Source organism: Flavobacterium sp. Leaf82, from assembly GCF_001422725.1.
Taxonomy (GTDB): domain Bacteria; phylum Bacteroidota; class Bacteroidia; order Flavobacteriales; family Flavobacteriaceae; genus Flavobacterium.
Map to the genome: position 1 here is coordinate 737,937 of NZ_LMMA01000032.1, position 24,760 is coordinate 762,696.

The following is a 24,760-nucleotide window of genomic DNA, read 5'->3' on the forward strand; positions in this document are numbered from 1 at the left end:
CTCCAAAGTCGGTTTGATTTTGGAGCTTTTTTATTTTTAAACACATAGTGACATAGCTTTTAGGGATTAAAAAAAAGGTATTTCATTTTTAATAATACCGAATAGCTGTTTGAAACTATTTATCTTTTCTAATTAATAAAGTTTTCACATAGATTTAAAGGATTTATGCAGATTCGAGCGGATTATTATTGAAATAAAATCTGCTGTAATCTGCAATGTCTGCTTGAAATAATCTTGCAATGTTTTCCTGATAAATACATTATTGAAGTTTTGTAATCTCTGCCCATAATCGTGTAAGATTTTCTGATGGGTTGTGAATTAATTTTAACCCTCTGTAAAAGAAAATATTAGAACAACAAAACATACCATAATCATTATGATACACAAGATAGAAACGGCTGAAAATTTAATTGCTTTTAGAGCACTTGGTCAGGTTACAACTGCTGATTTTAAGAATGTTATATTACCTGAATTAGAAGGGTTATCGAAACAGTCTAATGAAATTAATTTTTTATTTGCGCTGGATACGGATGTTCAGAATTTTACTGAAAATGTTTGGTTTCAGGATGCCGTTCTGGGATTACAGCAATTTGACAACTGGAACAGGGTTGCCATTGTTTCAGATTCTGAAGAAATTAATTTTAATGACGGATTTACATTCAATACGACGGGTGAATTACGTGGTTTTAAAAAGTTAGCTTTCAATAAAGCCTTAAAATGGGTCGAAGGAAATTCAATTTTATAAAATAAAGTTATGAGAGCAATATGGACGGGATCAATTAGTTTTGGGTTAATTAATATTCCCATTAAAATATTTTCTGCGGTGCAGGAAAGCAGTATTGACATGGATATGCTGGATGAAAAGGATCATGCAAACATTAAATTTAAAAGGGTAAATGAAAATACGGGCAAAGAAGTTGCTTATGCCAGTATTGTAAAAGGCTATAAAATTGATGATAAATATGTGATTCTTGAAGATGCTGATTTTGAAGCCGCCGATGCCGAAAAAACAAAGACTATTAATATCCAGAGTTTTGCTTTAGAAACAGAAATTAATAGTATTTACTACGAACAACCGTATTATCTTGAGCCTGATAAAGGCGCCATGAATGCTTATGCTTTGCTTAGGGATGCGCTTGAAGCATCCGGCAAAGTAGGAGTAACGAGCTTTGTTTTGCGAAACAAGGAAAGTCTGGCGATTTTAAAACCTTATAAAAATGTGATTTTATTAAACAGAATCAGATTTGAACAGGAAATCAGGGATCCATCAGATTTAAAACTTCCTGCAGCTTCAAAAAAAGCGACAAAAGAAATGGATATGGCCGAGAAACTGATCGATCAGCTTACAGAGAAATTTGATATTAGTGCTTATAAAGACGAATATACTGCGAAGCTTTTGCAAATTATAAAAAACAAAGCCAAAGGCAAGAAACAAGCCGCTCCAAAATTAAAAGTCGTGCATAAACAAAGCGATGATTTAATGGCGATGCTTAAAGCAAGTCTGGAAAAAAAGAAATCCTCTTAATCGGGATTTCTATTTTCCAGTTTGTGTAATATCTTTTTGATATTGGCACCTTTACCTAAAACGGGCTGCCATAAATCTCCTTTTTTCTCAAAACGTTTCATCACATTTTTAATGGTAAATTGCGACGGATGCAGTTTCAGGTTTACTTCGCTCCATTCTAACGGTGTCGAAACTGTTGCTCCCGGTTTTGGTCTTACAGAATATGGCGCTGCGAGCGTTTGTCCGCGTCGGTTTTGTAAATAATCAATATATATTTTATGCTTTCTTTTCTTGATACTTCGTTCCAGAGAAGTTGTTTCAGGCAAACGCGATTGTATTTCTGTTGCCAGTAATTCGCCTAAAATTTTGATAGAATCGTAGTCATATTGCGCTCCAAGCGGAATATAAACATGTAATCCGGTTGCGCCAGAAGTTTTGCAGTAACACTCAGTTTCCAGTTCATCCAGCACTTCTTTTACGGTTAAAGCTGTTTTTACAACTTCTTCAAAATTATCTTTTTCAGGATCAATATCTATAACAAGCCAATCCGGATTTTCGATGTGTTTGATGGTTGAATTCCACGGATTCATTTCGATACAGCCTAAATTCGCCATATACAATAGTGTTGCTTTATCATTGCAAAGCAGGTAATTAAGATATTCTTCGTTTGATTCTGAGAAAACTTTCTTGGTTTTTAGCCAGGCAGGGACTTTATCAACATCGACATCTTTTTGATAAAAACTGGCACCGCTGATTCCGTTAGGAAAACGATTCATAGATTGCGGACGATCTTTGAGATAGGGAAGGATCAAATCTGCCACTTCATTATAATATTGCACAATTTCTCCCTTGGTAATTCCGTTATCAGGAAAATAAACCTTGTTTTGATTAGTAAGATGCAAAGTGGTTTTTCCTATTTTCAAATCATAATCGTTTTCTGTATTTTGAGTTGGTTTATCTTTCATTGTATCCTCTTTTAAATTCGTTTCCGGTGCAACATCAGATTTAATGTTCGAAGGCACAAAAACCTCATTCGGTTTTTTATCAATTCGTAAACCCAGATATACAGGATGTCTCAAATGTTTGTCATTTGTCCATTCTGAGAATTTAACCTGACAGACTAATTTAGGTTTAACCCACTGAATTTCATCTTTCAGGGCAATTTTTTCGTTGAGCGGAGATTCATTTACAAAATAAGGTTTTAAGCTCGTATACAATTCCTTAAGAGTAGAATCTGTAAATCCAGTTCCGCATTTTCCAATAAACTGAAGTCTTTTTCCATAATATTGTCCGAGTAAAATCGCACCAAAATATTTTCTGGATTTCTTAGGTTCAGTAATTCCAATAATTATGGCTTCTTCTTCATTCGAAATTTTAATTTTAAGCCAGTCTGTACTTCTTTTATTAGAAATATAAGTGCTGTCAGTTTTTTTTGCAATTATTCCTTCGCCTTTGCTTTTTATCGAAAGATCAAATTGATTCAACCCTTTTTCGACGGTATGTTCTGAGAAAAAAACATTTTTAAAACCATATTTATTCAGCAAAATTTTAAGTAATTCTTTTCTTTCCAGTAAGGATAAATCGGTAATTAGGTTTCCGTCTAAATTCAGTAAATCAAAAACATAATATTTTAAAGTTCCCAAACCCGTTTTAAGATAGTTTTGAAGCAACTGGAAATTTGCTTTTCCGTTTTCATCTTCCACAACAATTTCGCCGTCTAATACTGCAATATGATCTATTTTCTGTAATTCATCTGCAATGGGTTTGAAATTGGTGTTAAAAGATAGTTTATTTCGGCTAAATAATTGCACATCAGCAGGATTAATTACAGCTATTGCGCGATAACCATCATATTTATTTTCGAAAACCCAATGAGAATCATCAAATGCTTTTTCGCGTATTGTGGCAAGCATGGGTTTAATGAAAACAGCCGGTTCCAGAGCAGAATCATCCTCTAAAGCCTTTTCTTTTTTGACGCTTTTCTTTTTCTCGATGGTTTCGTTTAATTTTTTGGAATTTTTCTCCAGTTCTTCTAATGTTCTTTGAGAAAGAACTGATTTATTTTTATTCAAAACATCACTTTCAGAAGCATGCGGATCACTTTTTTTAAGCAGTAACCACGCATTTTCCTGTTTTCCTTTGAGTTTTATTAAAGAGAATTCTCCTTTGAGTTTTTTTCCTTTTAGAATAAAACTTAAATGTCCTTTTTTAAGATCGCTTAAGAGTGTTTTTTCAGGATTTGCTGTTTTTTCATCCGGAGTATAAGTACCATTATCCCAAACGATAACATTTCCGGCACCGTAATTTCCGGCAGGAATTGTTCCTTCAAAATCTTTATAACTGTACGGATGATCTTCGACCATCATCGCCAGACGTTTGTCATCAGGATTCATTGACGGGCCTTTAGGAATCGCCCAGCTTTTAAGAACGCCGTCCATTTCAAGCCTAAAATCATAATGCAAATGCGAAGCAGCATGTTTTTGAACTACAAAAATCAATTCGCTTGCTGATTTTTCGACTTTGCCTTTTGGTTCCTGAGTTTGTTTAAAATCTCTTTTTTGATTGTATTTAGACAGTGACATATGTTTTCGCTAATATTAATATTGTTATAGAAAGGGAATAAACCGCCGTTGCGACAAGACCAAAAACGATGTGGGCAAGCAACAGCTGAAAATAATATCCTTTAAAATCGATTGCAGGTTTATGATCACTTAGTTTAAACATAATCATCCAGCCCAGAATACCAATAACCCCACTTACAAATCCTAGTAAAAAAGCAGTTAAAAATGAAATAGGCAAAATATCCCTTATCCATAAAAAATAATACGCCGCTACAAAAAGAAAACCTATAAAATAATGGAGTATCCAGGCTAATGTTGCCTTTGTTTGCTCCGGTAATTTAATATTAAGTTTAGTTAGCATAAAGGTGAGCAAAACGGGTTCTTTATACAATTCCCGAAAGCTTGCAGATGCTGCGTAACTAAATAATGTCATGGCAGATGTTGCTGCGATCGAAACTATTATTAGTTGTAAAAAAACATAAATATCCATAGTAGATTGATTTATAGATTTATAATTTTTTGATCATTTTGTCAGGTGTTATGAGGTAAAATAAAATAAACCATTCGTTGCGAATGGTTTATTTTTTAAAGCACAATGCTTAAAATTTTCTGGGATTATTTACAGGATCTTTTTCTTCCAGATCCTGATCAATGTCGTATTCCTGATCGAGTTCGTCCTGCTTGAGGCTATCTGTGGCAAAGCTGTCAGGATCACGATCATTTTCATCATAATCTTCTATAAGATCATCGTCTAAATCGCTTTCGTCCAGGTCTTCATCCAGATCATCCTTTTCAGAATAATCGTCATCTTCGTTTTCCCTGTCAAGTGCATTTGAGAAATTTTCATCTAAATCATCCTCATTTTCATTCTGGGTCTGATTAAAGATTTCTTCATCGTCTTCGTACTCTTCATCGTTTCTTTTTTGATATTCATCTACATAACTTTCGTCGGTATTGTGACTTGAAGCATAAATATCATTTTGTTTTTTATCAGGTTTCTGACGGATATCATCTTCGGGATGATAAAAATTACGGTCATCCCGACCGTAATTCTCACTATTTCCTATTATCATATTATAATGATTTAGAGGTTTTTACTTTTTAGTCGTTGGAGACTTTTTTGTATCAGCAGATTTTGTAGTACTTTTTGAAGTACTCGTTTTTTTATCTGTTGCTTTTGTACCTGTTGTACTGCTGTTTTTGTGGTTTGAAGTGTTCATAATATTAGATATTAAATTAATAGTTAATTAAAGTTTCCTTTTATTTTCATTTAGTTGAATGTTAAAAGGTTAAACCAAAATTACCATCAATACGTATATATTTACTTATACGATTCTGCAGAGTAATTATATAATTTTCAGCATATTAAGATATGGGTTTTTAAGTGCTTATAATGAAAATTATATAATTTGAAAAGAGGATTTTGTAAGTAGTTTTTAGTTAATTTTTAAATATTTACATAAGAATTTATGCCTGTAAACAGCGCATATTTTAAATAAGAATTTAAACTTATTACTATGAATAAAAAAGGACCTATAGTAATAATCGAGAATAAGCAGGAAGACCGTAAGTTATTTATTGAAGTTTTTATGGAACTAAATTACTCTAACTCGATTATATATTTTAATACTGCCGAAGCGGCGTGCAGTTATATGTTGCGGAATAAAATAAAACCTTTTTTGGTTTTCTCTGATATTGTGTTGCTTAATGTGATGAATTACAAGGTTATGGAAACTAATCCTGACAATGGTGTAGGAACAATGTTCAATTGCCCGTATTTGTTCTTTACAACACTATTTGAACAGAGTTTTGTGATCGACCCTTATTCGCTGCCCACGCACAGCTATTTTGTAAAGCCTTTTGATTATACTAAATTTAAGCAGGTAATCAAGACGATTGTAGAGTATTGGAGTAAACCAAAATCTATTGCGCAATACAATAAAATAGAAATTAAATCAATAAAAATTGAATAGTAAAAGAAAGATATCGTAATGGGTATCTTTTTTTTTTAGTGCTATATCGCTATCTTTTTGAAATTCATTGCGATATCTAATTATAATTTTCTGTATAATTTTCATAAGTAATTGATTTTTAATTGTTTAAACACAGGTATTGTTTTCGCTTGTTTATTTTATCATACATTAACTAAAAAAATATAAAAATGGAAAATGATAAAAAAACATGGTTTATTACTGGAACTTCTCAAGGAATTGGGCTTATTTTAGTACAGCAATTATTAGCGCAGGGGTTTAATGTGGCGGCAACTGCAAGAGATGTTGATTCGCTCAAAAAAGCAGTTGGTATTTCGTCAGTTCAATTTTTGCCTTTGCAGGTTGATTTGATTAATGAAAACAGTGTCAAACAAGCTGTAAAAGAGACCGTAGGACAATTTGGATCTATACATTATTTAGTAAATAATGCGGGATATGGCTTAATAGGAGGAATAGAAGAAAGCTCTGATGCTGAAGTTCGCGCTAATTTTGATGTAATGTTTTTGGTTTACTCAATGTCACCAGAGCCGTTTTGCCTTATATGCGAAACAATAAATCTGGGCATATAATCAATCTTTCGTCGGTTTTTGGATTATTAGCCGGAGCAGGCTGGGGAATTTATTGCAGTACTAAATTTGCAGTCGAAGCTATTTCTGAGGCATTGGAACAAGAGGTTAAGCCTTTTGGAATTAATGTTACGATTATTGAACCGGGTTATGTGCGTACTAATTTCTTAAACAGCAGTTCTCTTATCACAACAAAAGCTCCTTTAGAAGAATATACGGCTATTCGCGAAGCTGTGCGCAAACATCAGGAAGATATTCCGGGCAAACAGTTGGGTGATCCTGATAAGGTGGCGGCATTAATTATAAATATTGTACAAAATCCTGAACCGCCTTTGCGTATTCTTACCGGATCAGATGCGTACCAGTTTGCCAATTATAAAATTGATTCCCTTAAAACTGAAATCGAAAAAAATAAAGAACTTACATTCTCAACCGATTACTTGGTTTGAGAATTTCATAAAAAAATTTCCCAGTTTCAAACCGCATGAAACTGGGGAATTGTAGAAAAATAAAAACACAAACGTGAGGCTAATTAAATCGCCTGTAGCAACTCTGTTTTATATTAAAAATTTACGGGAACTAGAATAAATGCTGTGCCGGAATGTTATATATTTGAGGTATATAAGTATGTTTTTAAGAGCCAAAACCATTAATTACGCGTAATATATGAAGCTATTCTACACTAAAGCAATGCTATTTTTACTGTTCTTAACTTTCTCTTCGTGTGAAACCAAAAAAGAAAAACCAGAATCAAAACCTTATAAAGCCGGCGTGCTTTTATCTTTTGATGATGCTTATGTTGATGAATGGTATGAAGCCGATCTGGCCTTGAAAAAATACGGATGGAAAGCCACTTTTAATGTCTGCAGAATAGATTCTATTGGAGCTCCGCAAATAAAAAAACTTCTTGAAATGCAAAAAGAAGGACATGAAATTGCCGGTCATGGTTATCATCATTATAATGCGGTTAAGTTTGTAAAGCAACACGGGATTGATGCTTATATGAAACAGGAAGTAGATCCTATGATTGTGTCAATGAAAAGGCTTAATTTTAAAGCTACTTCATTTGCGTATCCTTACGGAGAAAGATCTGATGCACTGGATAAAGCATTATCTAATGATTTCAGGATCATAAGAGGAAGAGCTTTTGGAGGCGAAGCACCTGAAAAACAAGATAGTTTTTTTAATAATTCAAAAATTGTTTTTGCTTTTGATATAGACAACAGCCATATTCATTTTAGTATTCCGTATGTTTTAGAATTGCTGGATTATGCTAAAAAACACAATAAAATTCTACTATTATGCGGTCATAAACCCGTAAAAAATGTGACTGAAAATTATCAGACCAAAATAGAAACCTTAGAGTTTATTTGTAAATACATGAAACTTAATGATCTTAAGTTTTATAAATTGTCTGACTTAGATGATTTACTTCCGGAACAATAAAATTCTCTGTTTTTTAAATTGAAATAAAAAATCCTATTTTATTATGAAATAGGATTTTTTGTTTTTTAGAAATTTTTACAGCCAAATTAAAATCTGCAAAATATATTGAAAATAAGAATCTTAGCTAACAACATCATGTAAAGCCTGAAATATATTCAAAGGATATTCGGCGATTCTGTTGCACAGGTACAAATACCATTCTTTGCCATATACAAAGTAAATTTTTGTTGGATAACCTTGCTCTTTTAAGATTCTTAATTGCTCATTTTGAATACCATACAAACTTTCAAATTCATATAAATCTTTATTGGGCTTGTAATTTTCGATCATTGCCACAACTTCTTTCTGAATTAGATCATGATGCGTGGCAATAGCACATTTATGCTTTCTTGAAAACAGTTGGTCTATATAATATAAATAGCGTTCATCCAGTGCGTTACCTCTGGCAATCGAAACGCCTTCAGGTGTAGCAAAAGCTCCTTTTACGATTCTTATTCTGCCGTTTTGTTGCACCAAATCTTCAAAATCATCTTTTGATCTGTGCAGGTACGCCTGTAAAGTGATAGAAACGTTATCATATGTTTTAGAAGCAGTTTTGTATAGATCGATAACAGCATCTGTTACTTCGATATTTTCTGCACTAATTGTTACTTCAATATTCTCTTTTTTAGCCTCTTTACAGATCAAATCTAAGTTGTTTAAACACAGTTCTTTTGATAGAGATAATCCGATGTGCGAAAGATCGAGGGAAAAAGTAGAGTTCAGTTTTTGTTTTGAAATCTCCTGTGCAATCCTGACAAATTCCTGAGATGCCTCAAAAGCCTCTTTTTCAGTCAGCGTATTTTCGCCCATGAATTCTATAGAGGTTTTAAAACCTTGTTTGTTTTGGTCCTGAACCTTAACAATGGTTTCTTCTAATGTTTCACCACCAATATATCGGTCTGCCGCTTTTTTGATTGTTTTAAAAAGAATTTCGTTAGAAAGAATGTACTCTTTTGCCTGTTCGTTTAGCGCCGCTTTTCTTAAAGCACTGGCACCCATTAGTAATAAATCCTGTTGCATTATAATTGTTTAGTTTTTAGTATCAATATAAAAGTTATGCTTTAATAAATTATAAGGATCACAAATAAAAGTATTGTAAGAAGCTTTAAATGACTTTTAAATCTTAGTTTTAATTTTTCCCGACTAATCAAATAAGGTAAAATTGGGTATTGCGAAAAAACTGTTTTTATGCTGTATATAAAATCAGGAACATTTACCTTTTTTTAGAAAAATTATTTGGGTTCTTTAAACGATAAGTCCGAATTTAATGCTAGAATATCATGAAACACAAATGTAACAATTACATATTAAATCAGGTTAATTTGTAGGATCGTTATTGTACTTTTTTTGATTGAAAAAAGCATTTATAAATACTTTTTAAGCGAAGATTAGAAAATATTGAGAATTGTTAAAAAAAGATTTTAAAGGACTATCATTCTTACAGTTTTGTTATTAAATGTTAAGAATCCTGTTATTTTTTTTATGAGCCCGGGCAAAACTGCTCGATTTTTCGTACCTTAAAATTTCTAACAAATAAAGTACAATGATGACAAAATTACGAATTTCATTAATCAACATTCACGGACTCTTAAAAGGTTCAGGTTTGGAGATTGGTAGAGATGCTGATAATGGCGGACAAACAAAATATGTATACGAACTTGCTGAGTTTTTATCACAACATGAAGATGTAGAACATGTTCATGTATTTACAAGATTAATTGATGATCCCAATCTTTCTCCGGAATATGCAGTACCTATCGAAATCATTAATGATAAATTAGACATAAGGCGTATCCCTTTTTTGGGAAAAAAGTATAAGCCAAAAGAACAATTATGGGATGGTTTGGACACTTTTGTAAACGGAATTGTCCAGCATATCAAACTTCATGATATATTCCCAAACTGGATTCACTCCCATTACGGAGACGCAGGATATGTCGCCAGTGAATTATCAACAATATTAAATATTCCATTTGCGCACACGGGACATTCACTGGGTTTTCATAAAAAGAAAAAATTACTCGAAAGTGGTGCAAGTGAAGAAGAAATTGAAAAGAAATTTAAGTTCATTCAAAGAATTGCTGCCGAAGAAAAAACACTCGAATTATCTGAATTTATTGTAACCTCGACAGAGCAGGAAATTGAAACTTATAAACCCTATCTCAACTTTGATTTAGGTAAATACCACGCCATTTCCCCGGGAATTGATACCAGTAAATTTGTTCCTTATTATCATAGAGAACAAGACTCTGACAAACAAATGGAAGAGGAGCAAAGAAAATATTGGGTGGCAGAAACTATTTCTAAATTTTTAATCAATCCGCATAAGCCTTTTATTCTGGCACTTTCCAGACCTGACCGCCATAAAAACCTTCATACACTTATCGAGGTTTACGGCAAGGACAAGGAACTGCAAAGTATTGCCAATCTGGTAATTTTTGCCGGAATCAGAAAAGATATTTCGAAAATGCCGGAATCTGAGAAGGATGTACTGACAGATTTATTGCTATTGATGGACAAATATGATTTGTACGGAAAAATGGCAATTCCAAAGAAGCATGATGTAGAAAATGAAGTTTCTATTATTTATCGTTATGCGGCAGAAAAAAGAGGTGTTTTTGTGAATCTGGCTTTGCATGAAAATTTTGGTTTAACCGTAATTGAATCCGCAAGTTCAGGTTTGCCCGTTGTAGTAACAAAAAACGGAGGACCGTCTGAAATTATTCCAACATGCCAGAACGGAGAATTGGTGAATCCGCTGGATGAAAATGAAATCAAAAAAGCATTGCGAAACATTTTGACCAACGAAAACCAATGGAAATATTACTCGAATAACGGAGCCATTAATATCCAGAAACATTATAGCTGGTTAAGCCATGTTAATCAATATGTTGAGTTGGTAAATGAAAACTTATCGGCATCGTCCGGTTCAGGAATAAAAAAACAGCACTATCCTAATATTAATATCGAAAGGTTAAAAAGGAAAGTTGCCCATTTATTTGTTTCGGATATTGACGGGACATTAATAGAACCAAAATTAAATAATCCAGGACTCGTCGAGCTAAAAGAACATTTGGTAAACCGTACCGATAAAATGGCATTTGCATTGGCATCCGGACGAAATTTAGCTTTGGTGAAGCAAGTTATCGAAGAAGAACAATTTCCGTTGCCGGATTTTATTATTTGCTCTGTAGGTACTGAAATTTATTATACAAACGGAAAGGATTATATTCTGGACAAAGGCTGGGCTAAGTTTTTAGCCGGACGCTGGAAAAGAGACGATATTGTCAACCGTTTAAAAGAGATTCCGTGGTTGCGAATGCAGGAAGAAGAAGCACAAAATCCTTATAAAATATCTTACTATTATGAGAAAGAAAATTACGATTATGATCAACTGATTGCAGTTTTGGGTGTAGGATGGTACAAAATAAACATTATACCAAGCCACGGAGAATTTATTGATTTTATTCCAAAAAGAGCGTCAAAAGGAAATGCTATTAAATTTTTGTGCCGCAAATGGTCCATTCCGTTATCGAATGTTATTGCGGCAGGAGATTCAGGAAACGATATCGATATGTTCAGAGGTTCTATAAAAGGAATAATCGTAGGAAACCGAAGCGTAGAATTAGCCAATTATGAAACTACAAAAAGTATTTATGTGGCCAAAGATTCTGCATCTTCCGGTATTCTGGAAGGATTAAAACATTATAAAATTATAAAATAAATAAGTTCCGGAGGAACGATTCATATTGTAGCAAGGGATTTTAATCCCTTGAAATATGGAAATTAAAGATTGGCGATTTTGTTTGCGATCCTTCGACTTCGCTCAGGATGACAAAAATGACACAATATGTTAAATAATAAAATAGGTTAGTATGTATTCAGGTTCAGGATTTAGCAATTGGGAAATAGGAGACGTAGATGTATTTATCGATGAAAGTGGAGTACACCATTTATTTCATCTCATTATTCCCAATCACGATTATATTGCGCATGCAGTATCAAAAGATGGTCTTTCTTGGAAAAGAGTAAAAAATGCTTTGTTTGTAGGCGATCCCGGAGAGTGGGATGATGATATGTTATGGACAATGCATGTGAGTAAAAATTCTGCCGGTGAAGGTTACGAAATGTATTATACAGGTCTCAAACGTCAGGATAAAGGAATTACGCAAAAGGTAGGCCGCGCAGTTTCTCCGGATTTAATTCACTGGACAAAAGACAATCAATACGGTTTGCCTTTGCGAAGTGATGCCCCTTATTATGAAAGCCGCGATAATAACCCGCGCGAATGGCTGAGTTTCAGGGATCCTTATAAATACGAATTCGAAGGAGAAGATTATCTGCTTATTTGCGCACGAAGTGCAGTAGGACCAACATATAGAAGAGGTTGTATTGGTGTTGCAAAAAGAGGCGAGAAAGGTTTCGTGCTTCAAAAACCGCTGCATGTGGCGTATGTATATGATGATATTGAATGTCCTTGTGTGGTAGAAATAAAAGGAATGCATTATTTGCTGGGCTCAATTCGGGAAGATATAAAAGTTCGTTATTGGTTTTCGCCGGATTTTAAAGGAGAATATCATGCCTTTCATAATAATGTATTAATGCCACAAGGTAATTATGCCGCCAGAATTGTAAAAGAAGGCGACTACTATTTGATTTATAACTTTTATTTTGTTGGAGGAAATGTAAACACACTTCGCGTAATTCCGCCGCCAAAACAGTTAGACGTTGATAGTAATGGCAGATTATTATTAAAAACCTATCACCATTGGCGAACCCTTTATCAAAGAACTATTCTACAGAGAAACTTACCGGTTCCGGTTCCTATTTTAGGAAATCCGTCGGCAAATTTTGAAATAGAAAATGAAAATAAATGGCGAATTGGCTGTAGAAGCGGATACGAAGTTTTTTGTTTTGAAAAACCTTCAGAAAATTTTGTTTGGGAAGGAACTCTTGCGGTAGAAGGAATGGGAAAAACAGGTTTTGTTATCGAATGCGATGATGAAGGAACAGCCTATTACATCTCAATTGATTTTGTAAATGGTTTTGTGCAATTCAGAGCTTGGGGATTTAATGAAAAAGATGTGAAAAATAATTTTGTTTTCGAAAATATACAAACCAATCAATTTGAAATTGTCGAAAACAAAGAGATTTATTTTAAGATCATTCGATACGGAAATTATTATGAACTTTCGATCAACGATATTGTCAAACTAACGTTGTTGGACTATAAATACAGCGAAGGCAAAATTGGTGTATATGTTTGTTCTGCAATAGTTTCGCTCAGTGATTCAAAAATTCACGTTATTCCGGAACCTGAAAACGAATATGCAACCGCAGATCCTAATAAGGCATTTGATGAATATAATAAAATAGCACAGTAGTATTTATGGACAGATTGTGTATTTATTGAAGAGAATTACTGTCGATAATGCTTTTTACACTTTGAATAAAAGTTTCGGTATTGTTGATTTCGCCTTTTATATAAACATCATAATCTGTCAATTTAAATTGCTCCAGCATATCTTTTTTAAGATATTTTATCATCGATTCAATGCTTCGGGTATCACTATCATTTTGTCTTTTTAGTTCCCGTTGTTTGCTTTCCAGGTAAGTTAAAGTCTTTTTTAATCTTTGTACGTTAATTTTGTCCACACTTAATTTTCTTTAATTTAATAAAAAATAAACGATAATCAGGAATAAGATAAAATTCAATATTTTTCCAAAAACGTTACAGTGAATTGAATTTATCTTATTACAAGACTATCGTTTCATGTAATTACGTAATATTGGATTTTTTAGTTTTGAAATATAAGGCAAAAAATTAAAAAAAATTGTAAGAATTAAAAAGTAATTTATGTAAACCATTGAAATGCTTTTGTTTATCTGGTATTTAGAAAGTTTGCCCAATTTGATTTTTCTTTAAAAATATTTGAAAAAGAAAATTATAAAGGTATTTTTTAGTTTTAAAAAAGTAAGAAAACAACAATCGAAGAACTATTATAAAACAAAATAAGCTGCATTTTTTCTAATCAGAAACAATACAGCTTATTTTAATAGTAGTAACATGTTATTTTACGACAGTAGCTTCTAATTCGACTTTTAAAGTTTCAAAAAGACTTTTGACTTCCAGTAAAGTAGTGGCTTGTTTCATGTCGTGTTTGGTAACCCAATCCTGAATAATAGCAAAATGAGGCCAAAGTTCACTCGTATTTGTCGTGTAGATATTTAACCTTACGATTCCTTTGCATTCATAGCCGGATTCTGTGATTACCTGTTCCAGATTTTTTAGCGCAAGGATAATCTGCGATTCCATATTTTCATTGCTTGAAACTCCATTTGCATCAATAGCAGTTTGTCCTGAAACATATAATGTTCCTTCGGGATTTTTTACTTCTACGGCTTGTACATAACTTCGCTGATCCTGCCATTGCCAGGGATTAATTGCTCTTTTTTCCATTTGTTTCGCTTTTTTAGATTGTGCCAATATTGGCATAGTAATTAATAATAATAACGCTAAAAATTTTGCTCTTTTTTTCACGATTACAGTTTAAAATTATACTGCAAAATTGAGAATAACAGTTGGAAAGAAGTCTTGACATTTCTCACGAATTTAATGTGAGATATGTCACATCAGGAAGATAATCTGCTGAGGGTTTCGCGCGATACACCCAGATATGAAGCAATAAGGCTTTTGGGAACTCGCTGAATAAGTGACGGATATTGTTTTAAAAGCTGTTCGTATCGTTCTTTAGAGTTTGATGTTTGCCAGGATATAATGCGACGCTGTGATCCCAGAAAACCAAAAGTAGCTTTGTTGAGAAAAAAACGTTCCATTTTTTGCAGGCCTTCACAGAGTTTTTTATAATCTTCAAGAGTACAGCAAAGAACCTCTGTATCTTCAAGACAATGTAATGACATTGTAGCTTCGGTTTGAGTAAAGAAAGCATAATAATCGCTTTCCCACCAATCTTCAAGGGCAAAAGAAACTATATGCTCTTTTGCCTTATGATCTGTATAAACCAATTTTAAAAGCCCTGAAATTATAAAGAAAGAATATTTGACAGGATCACCTTCCTGAATCAAAAATTGATGTTTTTTAAACTTTTTGGTTGTAAAGTGACTGTACACAAAGGCAAATTCATCATCTGTCAATGGTATTATTTTTTCGATATGTTCTCTAAGGTTTGCCTGCATATTAGAATTCAAAGTTATTCAAATTTTAATAATCAGGAACATGTTTTATAATTTAACCTTTAGAAATAATACTTTATAATACACGGGCCAATTTTTCTTTGATATATTCAAGTGCGCCGGTAGACCATAATGTTACAACAATCAAAACAGGCTGAAAAGCCAGTCTAATTAATCTTGCCTGATCTGTATCAAGACCAAAAGCATCTGTACCATTCATATATTGAGCAATATTACCCGGGAAAACCAGCACATAGAAAACAGCCAACGCCAATCCGGTTTTAACTTTATGCTTTGTTAAAAAAACCATCGCAAGTCCCAAAGCGATCTCTACTATACCGGAGAGTATAACAACAAGATCTTTATCAAGAGGAACCCAATTAGGAACTTGCGCCTGAAAATCTTGTCGCTGAAAAGTAAAATGTCCAATAGCGGCCATTATCATAAAAAGACCTAATAGGATTCTGAAAAAGTTTTGTGTTTTAGTGGTTGTATAATCTGTCATAATAAGGAGTTGTGTTTACAAAAATATTTTTATTTGATTTGAATGTGGTACTAAGTTAAAGCAATAAAAAACAAAAAGCGGATATTGCTTAGAGATACCATATTATACTCAAATGTAAAAGAAGCACGCAATTTTAGAATTACATAATTATAGGCGTTTGTTATACAATTAAAACTTTGTTATGTGTTTGATTTGTAGTTGTTTAAATGATGTAAGATTCGAATTTAATTCTATAAGATTGTCAGAAATATCAGTTATACATTTGACTTATAAAATTTTAAAGAAAAAACTATCATGAAAGATTCAAACACAAAAACACCGGCTAAAAAAACGACAACTGCGTCAAAAACAACATCAAAAACTACAGCAGCATCTAAAACTGCAAGTACATCAAAAACTACAACACCAAAAGGAGTTGTTAAAGCAAAATCATCTGCAGCAGAAGGATTAAGAGATTTATTCGTAGATTCATTAAAAGATATTTACTGGGCAGAGAAAGCTTTGACAAAAGCGCTTCCTAAAATGGCAAAAAATGCAACTTCTCAAAATTTAATTGACGCGATCAATGAACACCTTACTGTTACAGAAAATCAGGTAACAAGATTAGAACAGGTTTTTGCATCTATTGGAGAAAAAGCAACAGCAAAAAAATGTGATGCCATGGAAGGTCTTATTAAAGAAGGCGAAGGAATTATGGAAGAAACAGAAGTAGGAGCAGTACGTGATGCAGGAATTATCGCAGCGTCTCAAAAAATTGAGCACTACGAAATTGCTACTTACGGAACCCTTGCCGCTTTTGCAAAAACTTTAGGAGAAGATGAAGCAGTAGAATTGTTGGTTCAGACTTTAAACGAAGAAAAAGAAGCTGACGTAACCCTTACTGAAGCGGCTTATAACACGATTAATTTTGATGCTACAGAAGAGTAAAATCAATTTAGGATTTGGCCTTTATAATAAAAAAACCTGCAATTTTTTAATTCGCAGGTTTTTTTACTTTTAGCAAGAAAATTATTAGTAGATTTGACTTTTAATTTTTATAGCATTAAGTTAAATTAAGCATGTTAATACTGTAAGATTATGCGATAATTTTGTAAAATTGTTATTAGCGTGTAATATACATTTGATATGCATTTTAGAGTATGGGACATATTTTTTTTTGAATAAACTTATATTAAAAGCGAAGCATTACGTGCTAATTTTTAAAATAAGAATTAAAAAATGTAAGTTGTTTATTTTAAGGTTGCTATAATTTAAACCAATTAATAATATCATAAAAAGTATTATTGAATAATGGTTTTAAGCATTTTTTTGAATTTAATAAATCCACCATAATATAATATTGTTTCATCCAAATCCAAATTTAAAACAAATGCAAAATAATGTCCTAAGCAGCTTAAAAGAGCACGAAAACAAATTACTTACCACATGGTCTCAGCTTCTTCTTGAAAATGGATCAACAGACGGTTTAACAGAAGAAGAAGAATCAAAGGAATTTACATCTCTTTTATTAGATGCTTTAAGTACCTCAAATAACTACAATCAGAATTCAGAACAATTCGAGAAAGTACATGATTTACTTATCGGAATTTCCAGTTCAAGAGCAAAAAGAGGTTTTTCGCCAAGAGAAAATGCTCAATATCTTATTTCATTTAAAGAAGCGGCTTCGCAAATACTTTCAGAATTAGAAAGTGATCCTGCAAGACTTTATGATGCTAATTTACAATTAGGCACTGTTATAGACAACATGACAATCATGACTTTTGAAGCTTACATGAAAGGTCGTGAGGATGTAATTTCAAGACAAATCGACGAAATTAGTGAGATTTCGACTCCGGTTATCAGAGTTTGGGACGGTGTTGTTGCTTTACCAATTATAGGAACGCTTGATAGTTCAAGAACTCAGGTTGTTATGGAAAATCTTTTGCAACAAATAGTTGATACAGGAAGCTCTATTGCTATTCTTGATATTTCAGGAGTACCTGCAGTAGATTCTTTAGTAGCACAGCATTTAATAAAAACGGTGAGCGCTACACGTTTAATGGGTGCAGAATGTATCATAAGCGGTATTCGTCCTGAAATTGCTCAGACTGTTGTGCATTTAGGAATTGATCTTACCGGAATTATCACAAAAGCATCACTTGCAAGTGCGCTTCAAACAGCATTTGATATGCTTCAGCTTACTGTGGTAAAAAGAAAATAATTCAATAAGATTTTAGAACATGGAAAGAATTCCTATACTTAAGATGGGGGATTTTTTGCTGGTTACCATACAAGTTGATTTGTATGACCAATTAGCAGAAAACCTGGAATCAGACTTAATAAATACTATAAATAAATTCAGTTCAAAAGGTGTACTAATTGATATATCTGCAGTTTCTATAATCGATTCGTTCATGGGACGTATCCTTGGGAATATTGCTGTTATGTCTAAAATTATGGACGCACAAACAGTGGTAGTTGGCATGCAGCCTGCAGTTGCTATTACCCTTGTAGAACTTGGATTATCCTTAAATGGTGTTATAAGTGCCCTGAATGTTGAAAAAGGCATGGATCTGCTTCGCGCAAAAATGTACAATGGCGATAATCAGGAGCAGACTTATGACGACGACAGCGAATAACAAAGAAGAAATACCTATTGTAAAAGAACAGGACGTGGTGCCATTGCGTAATCGCGTGCGGGACTATGGCGTAAAAGTTGGAATGAGTATTTTAAATCAAACCAAGTTAATCACTGCTACAAGTGAGCTTGTTCGTAACCTTTTGAAATATGGAGGCGGCGGAAAAGTCATTATAGAATCTGTCAGCAATGGTCGCGACAACGGTGTACGTGTTACTTTTATTGATAATGGTCCTGGTATACCAGATATTGATTTAGCCATGAAAGACGGATTTAGTACAGGAAAAAGTTTGGGTCTTGGCTTGCCGGGCACAAAAAGACTTGTAAATGAGTTTGATATTAAAACAGAACTGGGAAACGGAACAACTGTTACCATAACAAAATGGAAAAATGGATAATACATTTTCGAGTTATAAAATCGACGATAGGAGTCTTATCGCTTTTATAAAACGAGAAATACATAATTTGGCGCTTCAGTTGGGTTTTACACCCCACAGAGCGGCAGAGACAGATATAATAGTTGCAGAACTAACCTCTAATTTAATTAAATATGCACAAGGCGGTGAACTCTTATACAGGGCACACCACGCTGATGGACATAATCAGATCGAAATTTATTGTCTGGATAAAGGAGTAGGGATTGATAATGTTAACAAAATAATGAATGACGGTTATTCTTCATCCAATACGCTTGGACAAGGATTAGGCGCGATTAAAAGATTAAGTAATGATTTTCAGATTTATTCCCTGAGAAATTGGGGAACTGTACAGTACATAAAAATTTGTGATAAGGCAGATTTCGAAGTTCCATTAATGCCAAGCGGATTCAATTTTTCTGCCGTTAGTGTAAACTATCCGGGAGAACGCGTTTGTGGTGACGGATATTACATTAAATATTCAAAAAAAGGTTTCTATATTTTTGTAGGAGACGGTTTAGGGCACGGAGCAAATGCTCATGAAGCTGTAGAACAAGCTATAAAAGTATTCAAACAAACTACAGAGCATGATCCTACGGCTATACTTAGGGAAATTCACGATAAAGTAAAAAAAACCAGGGGATTGGTAGCAACAATTGCAACAGTAGATTATAAATCCGAGAGCTGGAACATTTGTGGTGTGGGCAATATCAATACACGTATTTATCGTGGTTTGGAGAATAAAACCTATACACCGTATAATGGGATTATTGGGCATAACATTCCGCGTACCTTAAACAGTACGATTGTCCCTTACGAAAAACACCAGCTTATAGTAATGCATAGTGACGGATTGCGCACCAGATGGAACTTAAACGATCTTACTTCGATCATTAAGCAAAATCCGGGTGTTATCGCTTCCTCTTTATATAAAGATAATATCAGAGGTACTGATGATGCGACAGTTCTTGTTGGAAAAATAATTTAAGTGCTATGAAAGAGATTGTAAAAATTAATCTTGATAATGAAATGGACTTAATTCTTGCCCATAAGCGAGCAATGAAAATTGCAGAAATGTGCGGCATGCCATCCTCAGCTCAGACAAGATTTTCGACAGCCGTATCAGAAGTAGCGAGATGTTCTATTGCTAAAGGAAAAAACTCAGTACTGGTTATTGGGATAAATGTAATCAGACCAACTCAAAAAGAGATATTGGCGATACTTACAGATACTGTAGATTTAAAAAAATGCAGTCCGGAAGCATTTGAATATGCTTCAAAAATAACAGGCAATATTGAATATACCTATTCAAATAATCAGTCTGTTACTAAATTGAGCCAACCCGTATCAGCGCCCGGACTTTTGTCTGATATAAAGATAAAGAGCTTAGTAGATTATTTTAAATACGAACCTCCTTTGTCGCCTTATGACGAGATTAGAAAAAAGAATATTGAGCTTATAGCACTATCAGAAAAACTAGGCGAAAGCGAGAACAGATACAGGCAATTGGCCAATACACTTCCGGTTTTAATATGTATTGTTAATGAGCGAAATAATGTTTTGGTTACCAATGATTCACTCAAAAACTATTTGCAATTGCCATTAACCGTTTTTGATAAAAAAGAGTTAGGCAATTTTATTCATCCTGATGATCTTGATGCAATAAGCGAAGGATGGAGCAGGGCAAAGAAAACAAGATCTGACTTTTTTGGAGAAACCAGAATCAAAAAAGATGCTGCTTATATCTGGCATCTTATTTCGATTATACCCAATAAAGCCGAAGATGGCTCTTTTAATAGCTGGCTTATTTATTTTGTTGATATAAATGCTCAAAAAACTGTAGTAGAAACACTTAAGGATAATACTGAATTAAAAATGATTCAGCGTGAACTGGAAAGCGCCAATTCAAAATTATTGTTTAAAAACAAAGAACTCGAACAATTTGCCTTTATTGCCAGTCATGATTTACAAGAACCACTTCGTAAAATTATGATTATGCTTTCGCGTGCAGGAGAACATTTGTCAGAAGAACAGCGAAAACAATATTATTTTGACAGAATTAGTCTTGCAGCCGGAAGGCTGTCTGATCTGATTTCTGACGTTTTAAATTATTCCAGAATAGACAATAAAATACACCAGCTTACTAAGGTTGACCTTAACGAAATTATCGCAGAAACCTTAAATGACCTGAGCATGGTTATCGAAGAAAAAAATGCCCTGATTGATATAGGTCCATTGCCGGAAGTTACAGGACTAAATACCCAGCTTCGCCAGTTGTTTTATAACCTGGTCAATAATGCACTTAAATTTAATTCGGAGCAACCATCTGTTTGTATTTCTGCAACAACTTTCTCTGCAAATAGCTCCGTTCCGGATAGTAAGTTAATTCCGTTTGGAGAATACCACCTGATCTCGATTGCCGATAATGGTATTGGGATGGACAGTGATTATTCAGGCCGAATATTTGATATGTTTCAAAGACTTCATCAACGCGATCAATATGGCGGTAACGGAATTGGTCTTGCCTTATGCAAACGAATCATAGAAAATCATAATGGCGCAATTAATTTTACCAGTAAACTCGGTGAAGGAACCACGTTTTACATTTATCTGCCAAAATAATTATTCTATTTTGCATGGTATATATTATGTAAAGGTTTTAATGAATGATGTAAAATATTTAATAATCAGTCTTTTAACTTTGTCAAATATTCAGAAATTAAAAAAGAATACATAAATTACTATTCAAGAATAAAATTCAATTTTGTCTTCTAAAGAAAAAAAATAGGCGTTAAATAATTAACTGAAGCTTTGTTTAATGCCAAAAAAAACCTGTAGCAATTGTTACAGGTTTTTTATTATAATGTATTATTTACTGTTAGAAATTATATTCGGACAGAAAACCCTACTTCGGCAAATTTTTCTGAATTGGCGTGCATAATTCCTGTTCCCGTTATAAAATCCAATTGTATATTTTTATTCACAATAAATAATAATCCCGTATCTACTGTGTTTTCTGCATGATGTTGAGGTACTGCAAAACCATAGGATTCTACAAATAGTTTAATTTTTTTAGTCAGGGAATGATCCGCAGAAAGCGTGTAAACATATTCAGGCTGTAAAGAATCAGGCAACCAGTGAATGCCTAAATTATATCCCAAACGCGTAACTTTTGTTAGTTCATGCTGGGCAAGCACTCTAATTTCAGGACTGTAATATTTTTCCTGATAGGCATTATCTGCCATCCACGGAATACTTACGCGGGCAAGAACACCAATATCCGGAACAGCGCCTTTGTGATCTGTAATATGGTATTTAGCGCCCAATACAACAGGTTGAATGCCGAAGAGATTACTATCATCTTCATGAGCTATTTTTAAAGCAGTTTCTACACGAACTTCAAAATTTTTAATGATTCCGTAGCGCAATACAAGTTCCGGAATTTCAAAAGTTTTATCACTGTGATCCTGTTCAAACGAAAATCCGCTTTCTATTTGTAAATGTTTAGCCAGAACAGTATTTGGACTTTCGGTTTCATTAGGGCGGTCAGTTTGTATTTGCTGCGCCAGAATTTTAGGAGAAAAACAAAAGAAGGTTACAGCAATAAAAGAGTAAAATATTTTCATGGTTTTAAATTTGACTGGTAATTAGTTCGTCCACAACAGACTTTATAGTCTCAGTTTCTTTATTGTTTGTGCGTAAATGAGTTTGCATAAATGCCGGATTTTCTGTAAAACGGCGGGATATATCAGTCATAATATTATCTGTTTTAATGAAGGTTTTGAAACTGTAAAATTATCAGATTACAGCCTGGCGCCTTTATACAATCTATTGCAGATTTTATAAAATTTAAAACAAACATCCAGAATCAAAAAATTTCTAAATAATTAAAATATTGAAGAATAGAACTTAAGCAATATCAAATTTTAATAATATAAAAGGATTCTGTAATTGTATAAAATACAGGACAGTAACTGCTATTAATTTTGCTATTACAGCAACTAAGAATGAGAAGCTGAATATTTTATACTAATTTAAAAACTTGATATTATGTTTAAGAAAGGACAAAATGTAAAACAGGAATTTGGCAATCAGGTCATGAAAGTAATTGACTTTGAGCCAGAGTTGATCGAAAATATTATTACCCAGTGGGAAGATGAAATGGGAAATATCATGACCGGAAAATTTACAGAATCACAGCTTACAGCCGCAGACGAATAATCTAGAAAGCTTCTCCAATCCTGAAATACAATCCCCAGTCGCCTTTGCCTAAAGCAGCATCAAGGCCAATATTAAATTTTTCGTGTTTAAACGCCCTGTAGCGATATCCTACACCGGCTCCGGGATATAATCCCCAATTAAAATCACTGGTATCAGAACCGTAAATGGTTGCCAAGCCTGCAAAGCCAACAAGTCCCATTTTTTTATTAAAATTATACCTGTATTCTGCTTGTAAAGCCATAAGTCCGTCACCGCGATATTTTCCTTCAGAATATCCTCTGATATCTTCATTGCCAATTGTTACTTGCTGTTCAAATGCAATATTGCCCAAGCCAAACTTACCTGAAAAACGGGCAGCCAGAACATCAGTTCCGTTTTGCATTGGAAAATATTTATTGTATTCAGACAGGATTTTATTGGCATTGGCATCGTTTCCAAACCATGTGGGATAAGTAAGCCATCTTACTTTTATTTTATCTCCTTTCGTAGGATAATAAACAGCATCGCGCGTATCATACATCACATTAAGTTGCAAACCATTTGTTTGCGTCACGGCTGATGGTTCTATATCATCCTGATATTTTGTGTCATAATGCGCATACGAATATCCAAGTCCTGCATATAACGCTTTTATTACCTTACGCTGGATGCTAAAATTTATCATACTCGATTTGGTCGCATAATCGTAAAAATCAGGCATATCGATATCATCTACATAAAACTGTGCATTTTGGTTTCCAGTCACTAAAAATAATTGTGCACGCCAGGTGTCTTCTTTAAAATACCATTTGTTGAATGAAGCTATAAAATATGATTTATTGTTTGTATAAACGCCTGATAAACCAGACAAAGATTTAGGCGAAATCGTATCAGTTTTGTTTATTTTGTACATCATCATTGGGATAGCGCCAAACATAAAATCAAGAGTACGATTGTAATTAAGATAAGGCAAAACATTAAAATCAATATTTTTATCAGCCTGAGGTTTCGAAATGCTGTTTTTTGATTTTGTTTGTGTCCATGCAACTGAACACCAAAAGAAAATGATTAATATGAAAGGAAATATTTTCTGCATTTTGAATTATTTTAAGTTAGGCATTATAAACCAGAACGTATTCTAAATTGCATGGAGTAAGATGATTATAGAATGATACAAACATTTTAATTTACCCTTCATAAACCTTAAAGATAAATCTTTTTTTCTAAAGTTGTAAAATAGGGAAGGACAAGAACTTGAAAAACAAGTGTTAGCAAACGTTCAAATTCTTAAAAAAAGCGATTTTTTTGTAATCTTTTTTTTGCTTTGCAAGTCATTGCTTGAAAATGAAGCATAAATTTTTCGCCATTCAGTTTTAATGAATTAAATACTTTTCTGTTTTTTAAATAGTTGATAATCTTATGTTTATTACAACATTATTTGTCTCATTTTATCTGTGATAGTAAAGTATTTTAGAGCAAATTGATAAAAACTTTAGAAAAATAATTTTAAACTCTACTAATTACATAGAATTTATGTATATATTTGCAGAGTAGAAAAAATCTACGTGAACTTATCCAGAAAGACTGAGGGAGTAGGCCCAATGATGTCTTAGCAACCTGTTGCCAAATAAGGTGCTAAATCCTTCCGCTGCGGCGGACAGATAAGAAAGATTTCTTTAGTAAATCTGAATAAGATCATTATTAGTAAATCATTTATT

Annotated in this window: 25 protein-coding genes, 1 pseudogene and 1 riboswitch; of the genes and pseudogenes, 14 read left to right on the plus strand and 12 right to left on the minus strand. The window is 33.4% G+C overall.

Features of this window, described 5'->3' with window-relative positions:
- Positions 1 to 376 precede the first annotated feature (376 nt).
- Both ASF10_RS17740 and ASF10_RS17745 read left to right on the plus strand, forming a co-directional pair.
- A complete protein-coding gene (locus ASF10_RS17740) occupies positions 377 to 745 on the plus strand; it encodes an STAS/SEC14 domain-containing protein (RefSeq protein ID WP_056251895.1) in 369 nt (122 codons plus the stop codon).
- A gap of 9 nt (positions 746 to 754) precedes the next feature.
- Complete coding sequence (locus ASF10_RS17745) at positions 755 to 1,525, plus strand: Ku protein (protein WP_056251898.1); 771 nt, start codon at positions 755 to 757, stop codon at positions 1,523 to 1,525.
- On the opposite strand, the gene ligD is transcribed toward ASF10_RS17745, so the two are convergent.
- The 4 genes from ligD to ASF10_RS24640 form a co-directional block, all read right to left on the minus strand.
- Positions 1,522 to 4,086 carry a DNA ligase D gene (gene ligD / locus ASF10_RS17750; RefSeq protein ID WP_056251901.1) on the minus strand — a complete coding sequence of 855 codons (2,565 nt, stop codon included), beginning with the start codon at positions 4,084 to 4,086 and terminating at the stop codon, positions 1,522 to 1,524. The genes ASF10_RS17745 and ligD overlap by 4 nt on opposite strands.
- Positions 4,073 to 4,555, minus strand: coding sequence for a hypothetical protein (locus ASF10_RS17755; protein ID WP_056251904.1), 483 nt, complete (start codon positions 4,553 to 4,555; stop codon positions 4,073 to 4,075). Before ASF10_RS17755 ends, ligD begins: the two co-directional genes overlap by 14 nt.
- Before the next feature lie 109 nt (positions 4,556 to 4,664).
- The gene (locus tag ASF10_RS17760; RefSeq protein ID WP_056251907.1) at positions 4,665 to 5,138 is read right to left on the minus strand and encodes a hypothetical protein; all 474 of its coding nucleotides are present in this window, start codon (positions 5,136 to 5,138) and stop codon (positions 4,665 to 4,667) included.
- Between the two features lie 21 nt (positions 5,139 to 5,159).
- Entirely contained in the window at positions 5,160 to 5,285 is a 126-nt protein-coding gene (locus ASF10_RS24640; protein ID WP_262487333.1) for a hypothetical protein, read from the minus strand.
- 297 nt (positions 5,286 to 5,582) lie between these two features.
- Here ASF10_RS24640 and ASF10_RS17765 point away from each other — a divergent pair, with 297 nt between their 5' ends.
- The 3 genes and pseudogenes from ASF10_RS17765 (at position 5,583) to ASF10_RS17775 (ending at position 8,068) form a co-directional block, all read left to right on the plus strand.
- Complete coding sequence (locus ASF10_RS17765) at positions 5,583 to 6,038, plus strand: hypothetical protein (RefSeq protein ID WP_056251912.1); 456 nt, start codon at positions 5,583 to 5,585, stop codon at positions 6,036 to 6,038.
- Between the two features lie 188 nt (positions 6,039 to 6,226).
- Positions 6,227 to 7,071 (plus strand): annotated as a pseudogene (locus ASF10_RS17770) (oxidoreductase).
- 217 nt (positions 7,072 to 7,288) lie between these two features.
- Positions 7,289 to 8,068 (plus strand): polysaccharide deacetylase family protein, encoded by a 780-nt coding sequence (locus tag ASF10_RS17775; RefSeq protein ID WP_056251915.1) that lies wholly within the window; start codon positions 7,289 to 7,291, stop codon positions 8,066 to 8,068.
- Between the two features lie 120 nt (positions 8,069 to 8,188).
- On the opposite strand, the gene ASF10_RS17780 is transcribed toward ASF10_RS17775, so the two are convergent.
- Positions 8,189 to 9,130, minus strand: coding sequence for a proline dehydrogenase family protein (locus tag ASF10_RS17780; protein ID WP_056251919.1), 942 nt, complete (start codon positions 9,128 to 9,130; stop codon positions 8,189 to 8,191).
- Between the two features lie 523 nt (positions 9,131 to 9,653).
- On the opposite strand from ASF10_RS17780, the gene ASF10_RS17785 reads away from it, so the two are divergent.
- Positions 9,654 to 11,834, plus strand: coding sequence for an HAD-IIB family hydrolase (locus ASF10_RS17785; RefSeq protein ID WP_056251921.1), 2,181 nt, complete (start codon positions 9,654 to 9,656; stop codon positions 11,832 to 11,834).
- Positions 11,835 to 11,985: 151 nt separating this feature from the next.
- The gene (locus ASF10_RS17790; protein ID WP_056251925.1) at positions 11,986 to 13,494 is read left to right on the plus strand and encodes a glycosyl hydrolase family 32; all 1,509 of its coding nucleotides are present in this window, start codon (positions 11,986 to 11,988) and stop codon (positions 13,492 to 13,494) included.
- A gap of 22 nt (positions 13,495 to 13,516) precedes the next feature.
- Here ASF10_RS17790 and ASF10_RS17795 read toward each other — a convergent pair whose 3' ends face one another.
- From ASF10_RS17795 to ASF10_RS17810, 4 genes are all read right to left on the minus strand, one after another.
- Entirely contained in the window at positions 13,517 to 13,765 is a 249-nt protein-coding gene (locus ASF10_RS17795; protein ID WP_082472463.1) for a hypothetical protein, read from the minus strand.
- A 415-nt stretch (positions 13,766 to 14,180) separates the two neighbouring features.
- Positions 14,181 to 14,570, minus strand: coding sequence for a RidA family protein (locus ASF10_RS17800; RefSeq protein WP_056252266.1), 390 nt, complete (start codon positions 14,568 to 14,570; stop codon positions 14,181 to 14,183).
- A gap of 173 nt (positions 14,571 to 14,743) precedes the next feature.
- Entirely contained in the window at positions 14,744 to 15,307 is a 564-nt protein-coding gene (locus ASF10_RS17805; RefSeq protein ID WP_056251927.1) for a Crp/Fnr family transcriptional regulator, read from the minus strand.
- Between the two features lie 73 nt (positions 15,308 to 15,380).
- Positions 15,381 to 15,809, minus strand: coding sequence for a hypothetical protein (locus ASF10_RS17810; protein ID WP_056251930.1), 429 nt, complete (start codon positions 15,807 to 15,809; stop codon positions 15,381 to 15,383).
- A gap of 294 nt (positions 15,810 to 16,103) precedes the next feature.
- Between ASF10_RS17810 and ASF10_RS17815 the strand changes: the two genes are divergently transcribed.
- The 6 genes from ASF10_RS17815 (at position 16,104) to ASF10_RS17840 (ending at position 21,464) form a co-directional block, all read left to right on the plus strand.
- On the plus strand, positions 16,104 to 16,736 hold the full coding sequence (locus ASF10_RS17815; protein WP_056251932.1) for a ferritin-like domain-containing protein: 633 nt from the start codon (positions 16,104 to 16,106) through the stop codon (positions 16,734 to 16,736).
- Positions 16,737 to 17,178: 442 nt separating this feature from the next.
- Positions 17,179 to 18,009 carry an STAS domain-containing protein gene (locus ASF10_RS17820; RefSeq protein WP_056252269.1) on the plus strand — a complete coding sequence of 277 codons (831 nt, stop codon included), beginning with the start codon at positions 17,179 to 17,181 and terminating at the stop codon, positions 18,007 to 18,009.
- A 19-nt stretch (positions 18,010 to 18,028) separates the two neighbouring features.
- Positions 18,029 to 18,427, plus strand: a complete 399-nt coding sequence (locus ASF10_RS17825; protein ID WP_056251937.1) for an STAS domain-containing protein — start codon at positions 18,029 to 18,031, stop codon at positions 18,425 to 18,427.
- Positions 18,408 to 18,824, plus strand: a complete 417-nt coding sequence (locus tag ASF10_RS17830; protein WP_056251939.1) for an anti-sigma regulatory factor — start codon at positions 18,408 to 18,410, stop codon at positions 18,822 to 18,824. Before ASF10_RS17825 ends, ASF10_RS17830 begins: the two co-directional genes overlap by 20 nt.
- Positions 18,817 to 19,830, plus strand: a complete 1,014-nt coding sequence (locus tag ASF10_RS17835) for a SpoIIE family protein phosphatase (protein WP_056251944.1) — start codon at positions 18,817 to 18,819, stop codon at positions 19,828 to 19,830. The genes ASF10_RS17830 and ASF10_RS17835 overlap by 8 nt, the downstream gene beginning before the upstream one ends.
- 5 nt (positions 19,831 to 19,835) lie before the next feature.
- A complete protein-coding gene (locus ASF10_RS17840; protein WP_056251947.1) occupies positions 19,836 to 21,464 on the plus strand; it encodes a sensor histidine kinase in 1,629 nt (542 codons plus the stop codon).
- A gap of 263 nt (positions 21,465 to 21,727) precedes the next feature.
- Here the strand turns inward: ASF10_RS17840 and ASF10_RS17845 are convergent, their stop codons facing one another.
- Together ASF10_RS17845 and ASF10_RS24645 are read right to left on the minus strand one after the other, a co-directional pair.
- Positions 21,728 to 22,468, minus strand: coding sequence for a transporter (locus tag ASF10_RS17845; RefSeq protein WP_056251950.1), 741 nt, complete (start codon positions 22,466 to 22,468; stop codon positions 21,728 to 21,730).
- A gap of 4 nt (positions 22,469 to 22,472) precedes the next feature.
- Positions 22,473 to 22,598 (minus strand): hypothetical protein, encoded by a 126-nt coding sequence (locus ASF10_RS24645; RefSeq protein WP_262487334.1) that lies wholly within the window; start codon positions 22,596 to 22,598, stop codon positions 22,473 to 22,475.
- 294 nt (positions 22,599 to 22,892) lie between these two features.
- Between ASF10_RS24645 and ASF10_RS24375 the strand changes: the two genes are divergently transcribed.
- Positions 22,893 to 23,063, plus strand: a complete 171-nt coding sequence (locus ASF10_RS24375; RefSeq protein ID WP_198529604.1) for a hypothetical protein — start codon at positions 22,893 to 22,895, stop codon at positions 23,061 to 23,063.
- A gap of 1 nt (position 23,064) precedes the next feature.
- On the opposite strand, the gene ASF10_RS17850 is transcribed toward ASF10_RS24375, so the two are convergent.
- The gene (locus ASF10_RS17850; RefSeq protein ID WP_056251952.1) at positions 23,065 to 24,138 is read right to left on the minus strand and encodes a BamA/TamA family outer membrane protein; all 1,074 of its coding nucleotides are present in this window, start codon (positions 24,136 to 24,138) and stop codon (positions 23,065 to 23,067) included.
- A gap of 472 nt (positions 24,139 to 24,610) precedes the next feature.
- Positions 24,611 to 24,710, plus strand: a riboswitch (SAM riboswitch).
- The last annotated feature ends 50 nt before the right edge of the window (positions 24,711 to 24,760 follow it).

Excerpts from the sequence above, each read along its gene's own strand:
- ASF10_RS17780 (WP_056251919.1), bottom strand. The coding sequence starts at position 9,130 with ATGCAACAGGATTTATTACTAATGGGTGCCAGTGCTTTAAGAAAAGCG.
- ASF10_RS17820 (WP_056252269.1), top strand. The coding sequence starts at position 17,179 with ATGCAAAATAATGTCCTAAGCAGCTTAAAAGAGCACGAAAACAAATTA.
- ASF10_RS24645 (WP_262487334.1), bottom strand. The coding sequence starts at position 22,598 with ATGACTGATATATCCCGCCGTTTTACAGAAAATCCGGCATTTATGCAA.
- ASF10_RS24640 (WP_262487333.1), bottom strand. The coding sequence starts at position 5,285 with ATGAACACTTCAAACCACAAAAACAGCAGTACAACAGGTACAAAAGCA.
- ASF10_RS17745 (WP_056251898.1), top strand. The coding sequence starts at position 755 with ATGAGAGCAATATGGACGGGATCAATTAGTTTTGGGTTAATTAATATT.
- ASF10_RS17830 (WP_056251939.1), top strand. The coding sequence starts at position 18,408 with ATGACGACGACAGCGAATAACAAAGAAGAAATACCTATTGTAAAAGAA.
- ASF10_RS17805 (WP_056251927.1), bottom strand. The coding sequence starts at position 15,307 with ATGCAGGCAAACCTTAGAGAACATATCGAAAAAATAATACCATTGACA.
- ASF10_RS17785 (WP_056251921.1), top strand. The coding sequence starts at position 9,654 with ATGATGACAAAATTACGAATTTCATTAATCAACATTCACGGACTCTTA.
- ASF10_RS17740 (WP_056251895.1), top strand. The coding sequence starts at position 377 with ATGATACACAAGATAGAAACGGCTGAAAATTTAATTGCTTTTAGAGCA.
- ASF10_RS17810 (WP_056251930.1), bottom strand. The coding sequence starts at position 15,809 with ATGACAGATTATACAACCACTAAAACACAAAACTTTTTCAGAATCCTA.
- ASF10_RS17835 (WP_056251944.1), top strand. The coding sequence starts at position 18,817 with ATGGATAATACATTTTCGAGTTATAAAATCGACGATAGGAGTCTTATC.
- ASF10_RS17815 (WP_056251932.1), top strand. The coding sequence starts at position 16,104 with ATGAAAGATTCAAACACAAAAACACCGGCTAAAAAAACGACAACTGCG.
- ASF10_RS17800 (WP_056252266.1), bottom strand. The coding sequence starts at position 14,570 with ATGGAAAAAAGAGCAATTAATCCCTGGCAATGGCAGGATCAGCGAAGT.
- ASF10_RS17825 (WP_056251937.1), top strand. The coding sequence starts at position 18,029 with ATGGAAAGAATTCCTATACTTAAGATGGGGGATTTTTTGCTGGTTACC.
- ligD (WP_056251901.1), bottom strand. The coding sequence starts at position 4,086 with ATGTCACTGTCTAAATACAATCAAAAAAGAGATTTTAAACAAACTCAG.
- ASF10_RS17840 (WP_056251947.1), top strand. The coding sequence starts at position 19,836 with ATGAAAGAGATTGTAAAAATTAATCTTGATAATGAAATGGACTTAATT.
- ASF10_RS17850 (WP_056251952.1), bottom strand. The coding sequence starts at position 24,138 with ATGCAGAAAATATTTCCTTTCATATTAATCATTTTCTTTTGGTGTTCA.
- ASF10_RS17845 (WP_056251950.1), bottom strand. The coding sequence starts at position 22,468 with ATGAAAATATTTTACTCTTTTATTGCTGTAACCTTCTTTTGTTTTTCT.
- ASF10_RS24375 (WP_198529604.1), top strand. The coding sequence starts at position 22,893 with ATGTTTAAGAAAGGACAAAATGTAAAACAGGAATTTGGCAATCAGGTC.
- ASF10_RS17755 (WP_056251904.1), bottom strand. The coding sequence starts at position 4,555 with ATGGATATTTATGTTTTTTTACAACTAATAATAGTTTCGATCGCAGCA.
- ASF10_RS17760 (WP_056251907.1), bottom strand. The coding sequence starts at position 5,138 with ATGATAATAGGAAATAGTGAGAATTACGGTCGGGATGACCGTAATTTT.
- ASF10_RS17765 (WP_056251912.1), top strand. The coding sequence starts at position 5,583 with ATGAATAAAAAAGGACCTATAGTAATAATCGAGAATAAGCAGGAAGAC.
- ASF10_RS17775 (WP_056251915.1), top strand. The coding sequence starts at position 7,289 with ATGAAGCTATTCTACACTAAAGCAATGCTATTTTTACTGTTCTTAACT.
- ASF10_RS17790 (WP_056251925.1), top strand. The coding sequence starts at position 11,986 with ATGTATTCAGGTTCAGGATTTAGCAATTGGGAAATAGGAGACGTAGAT.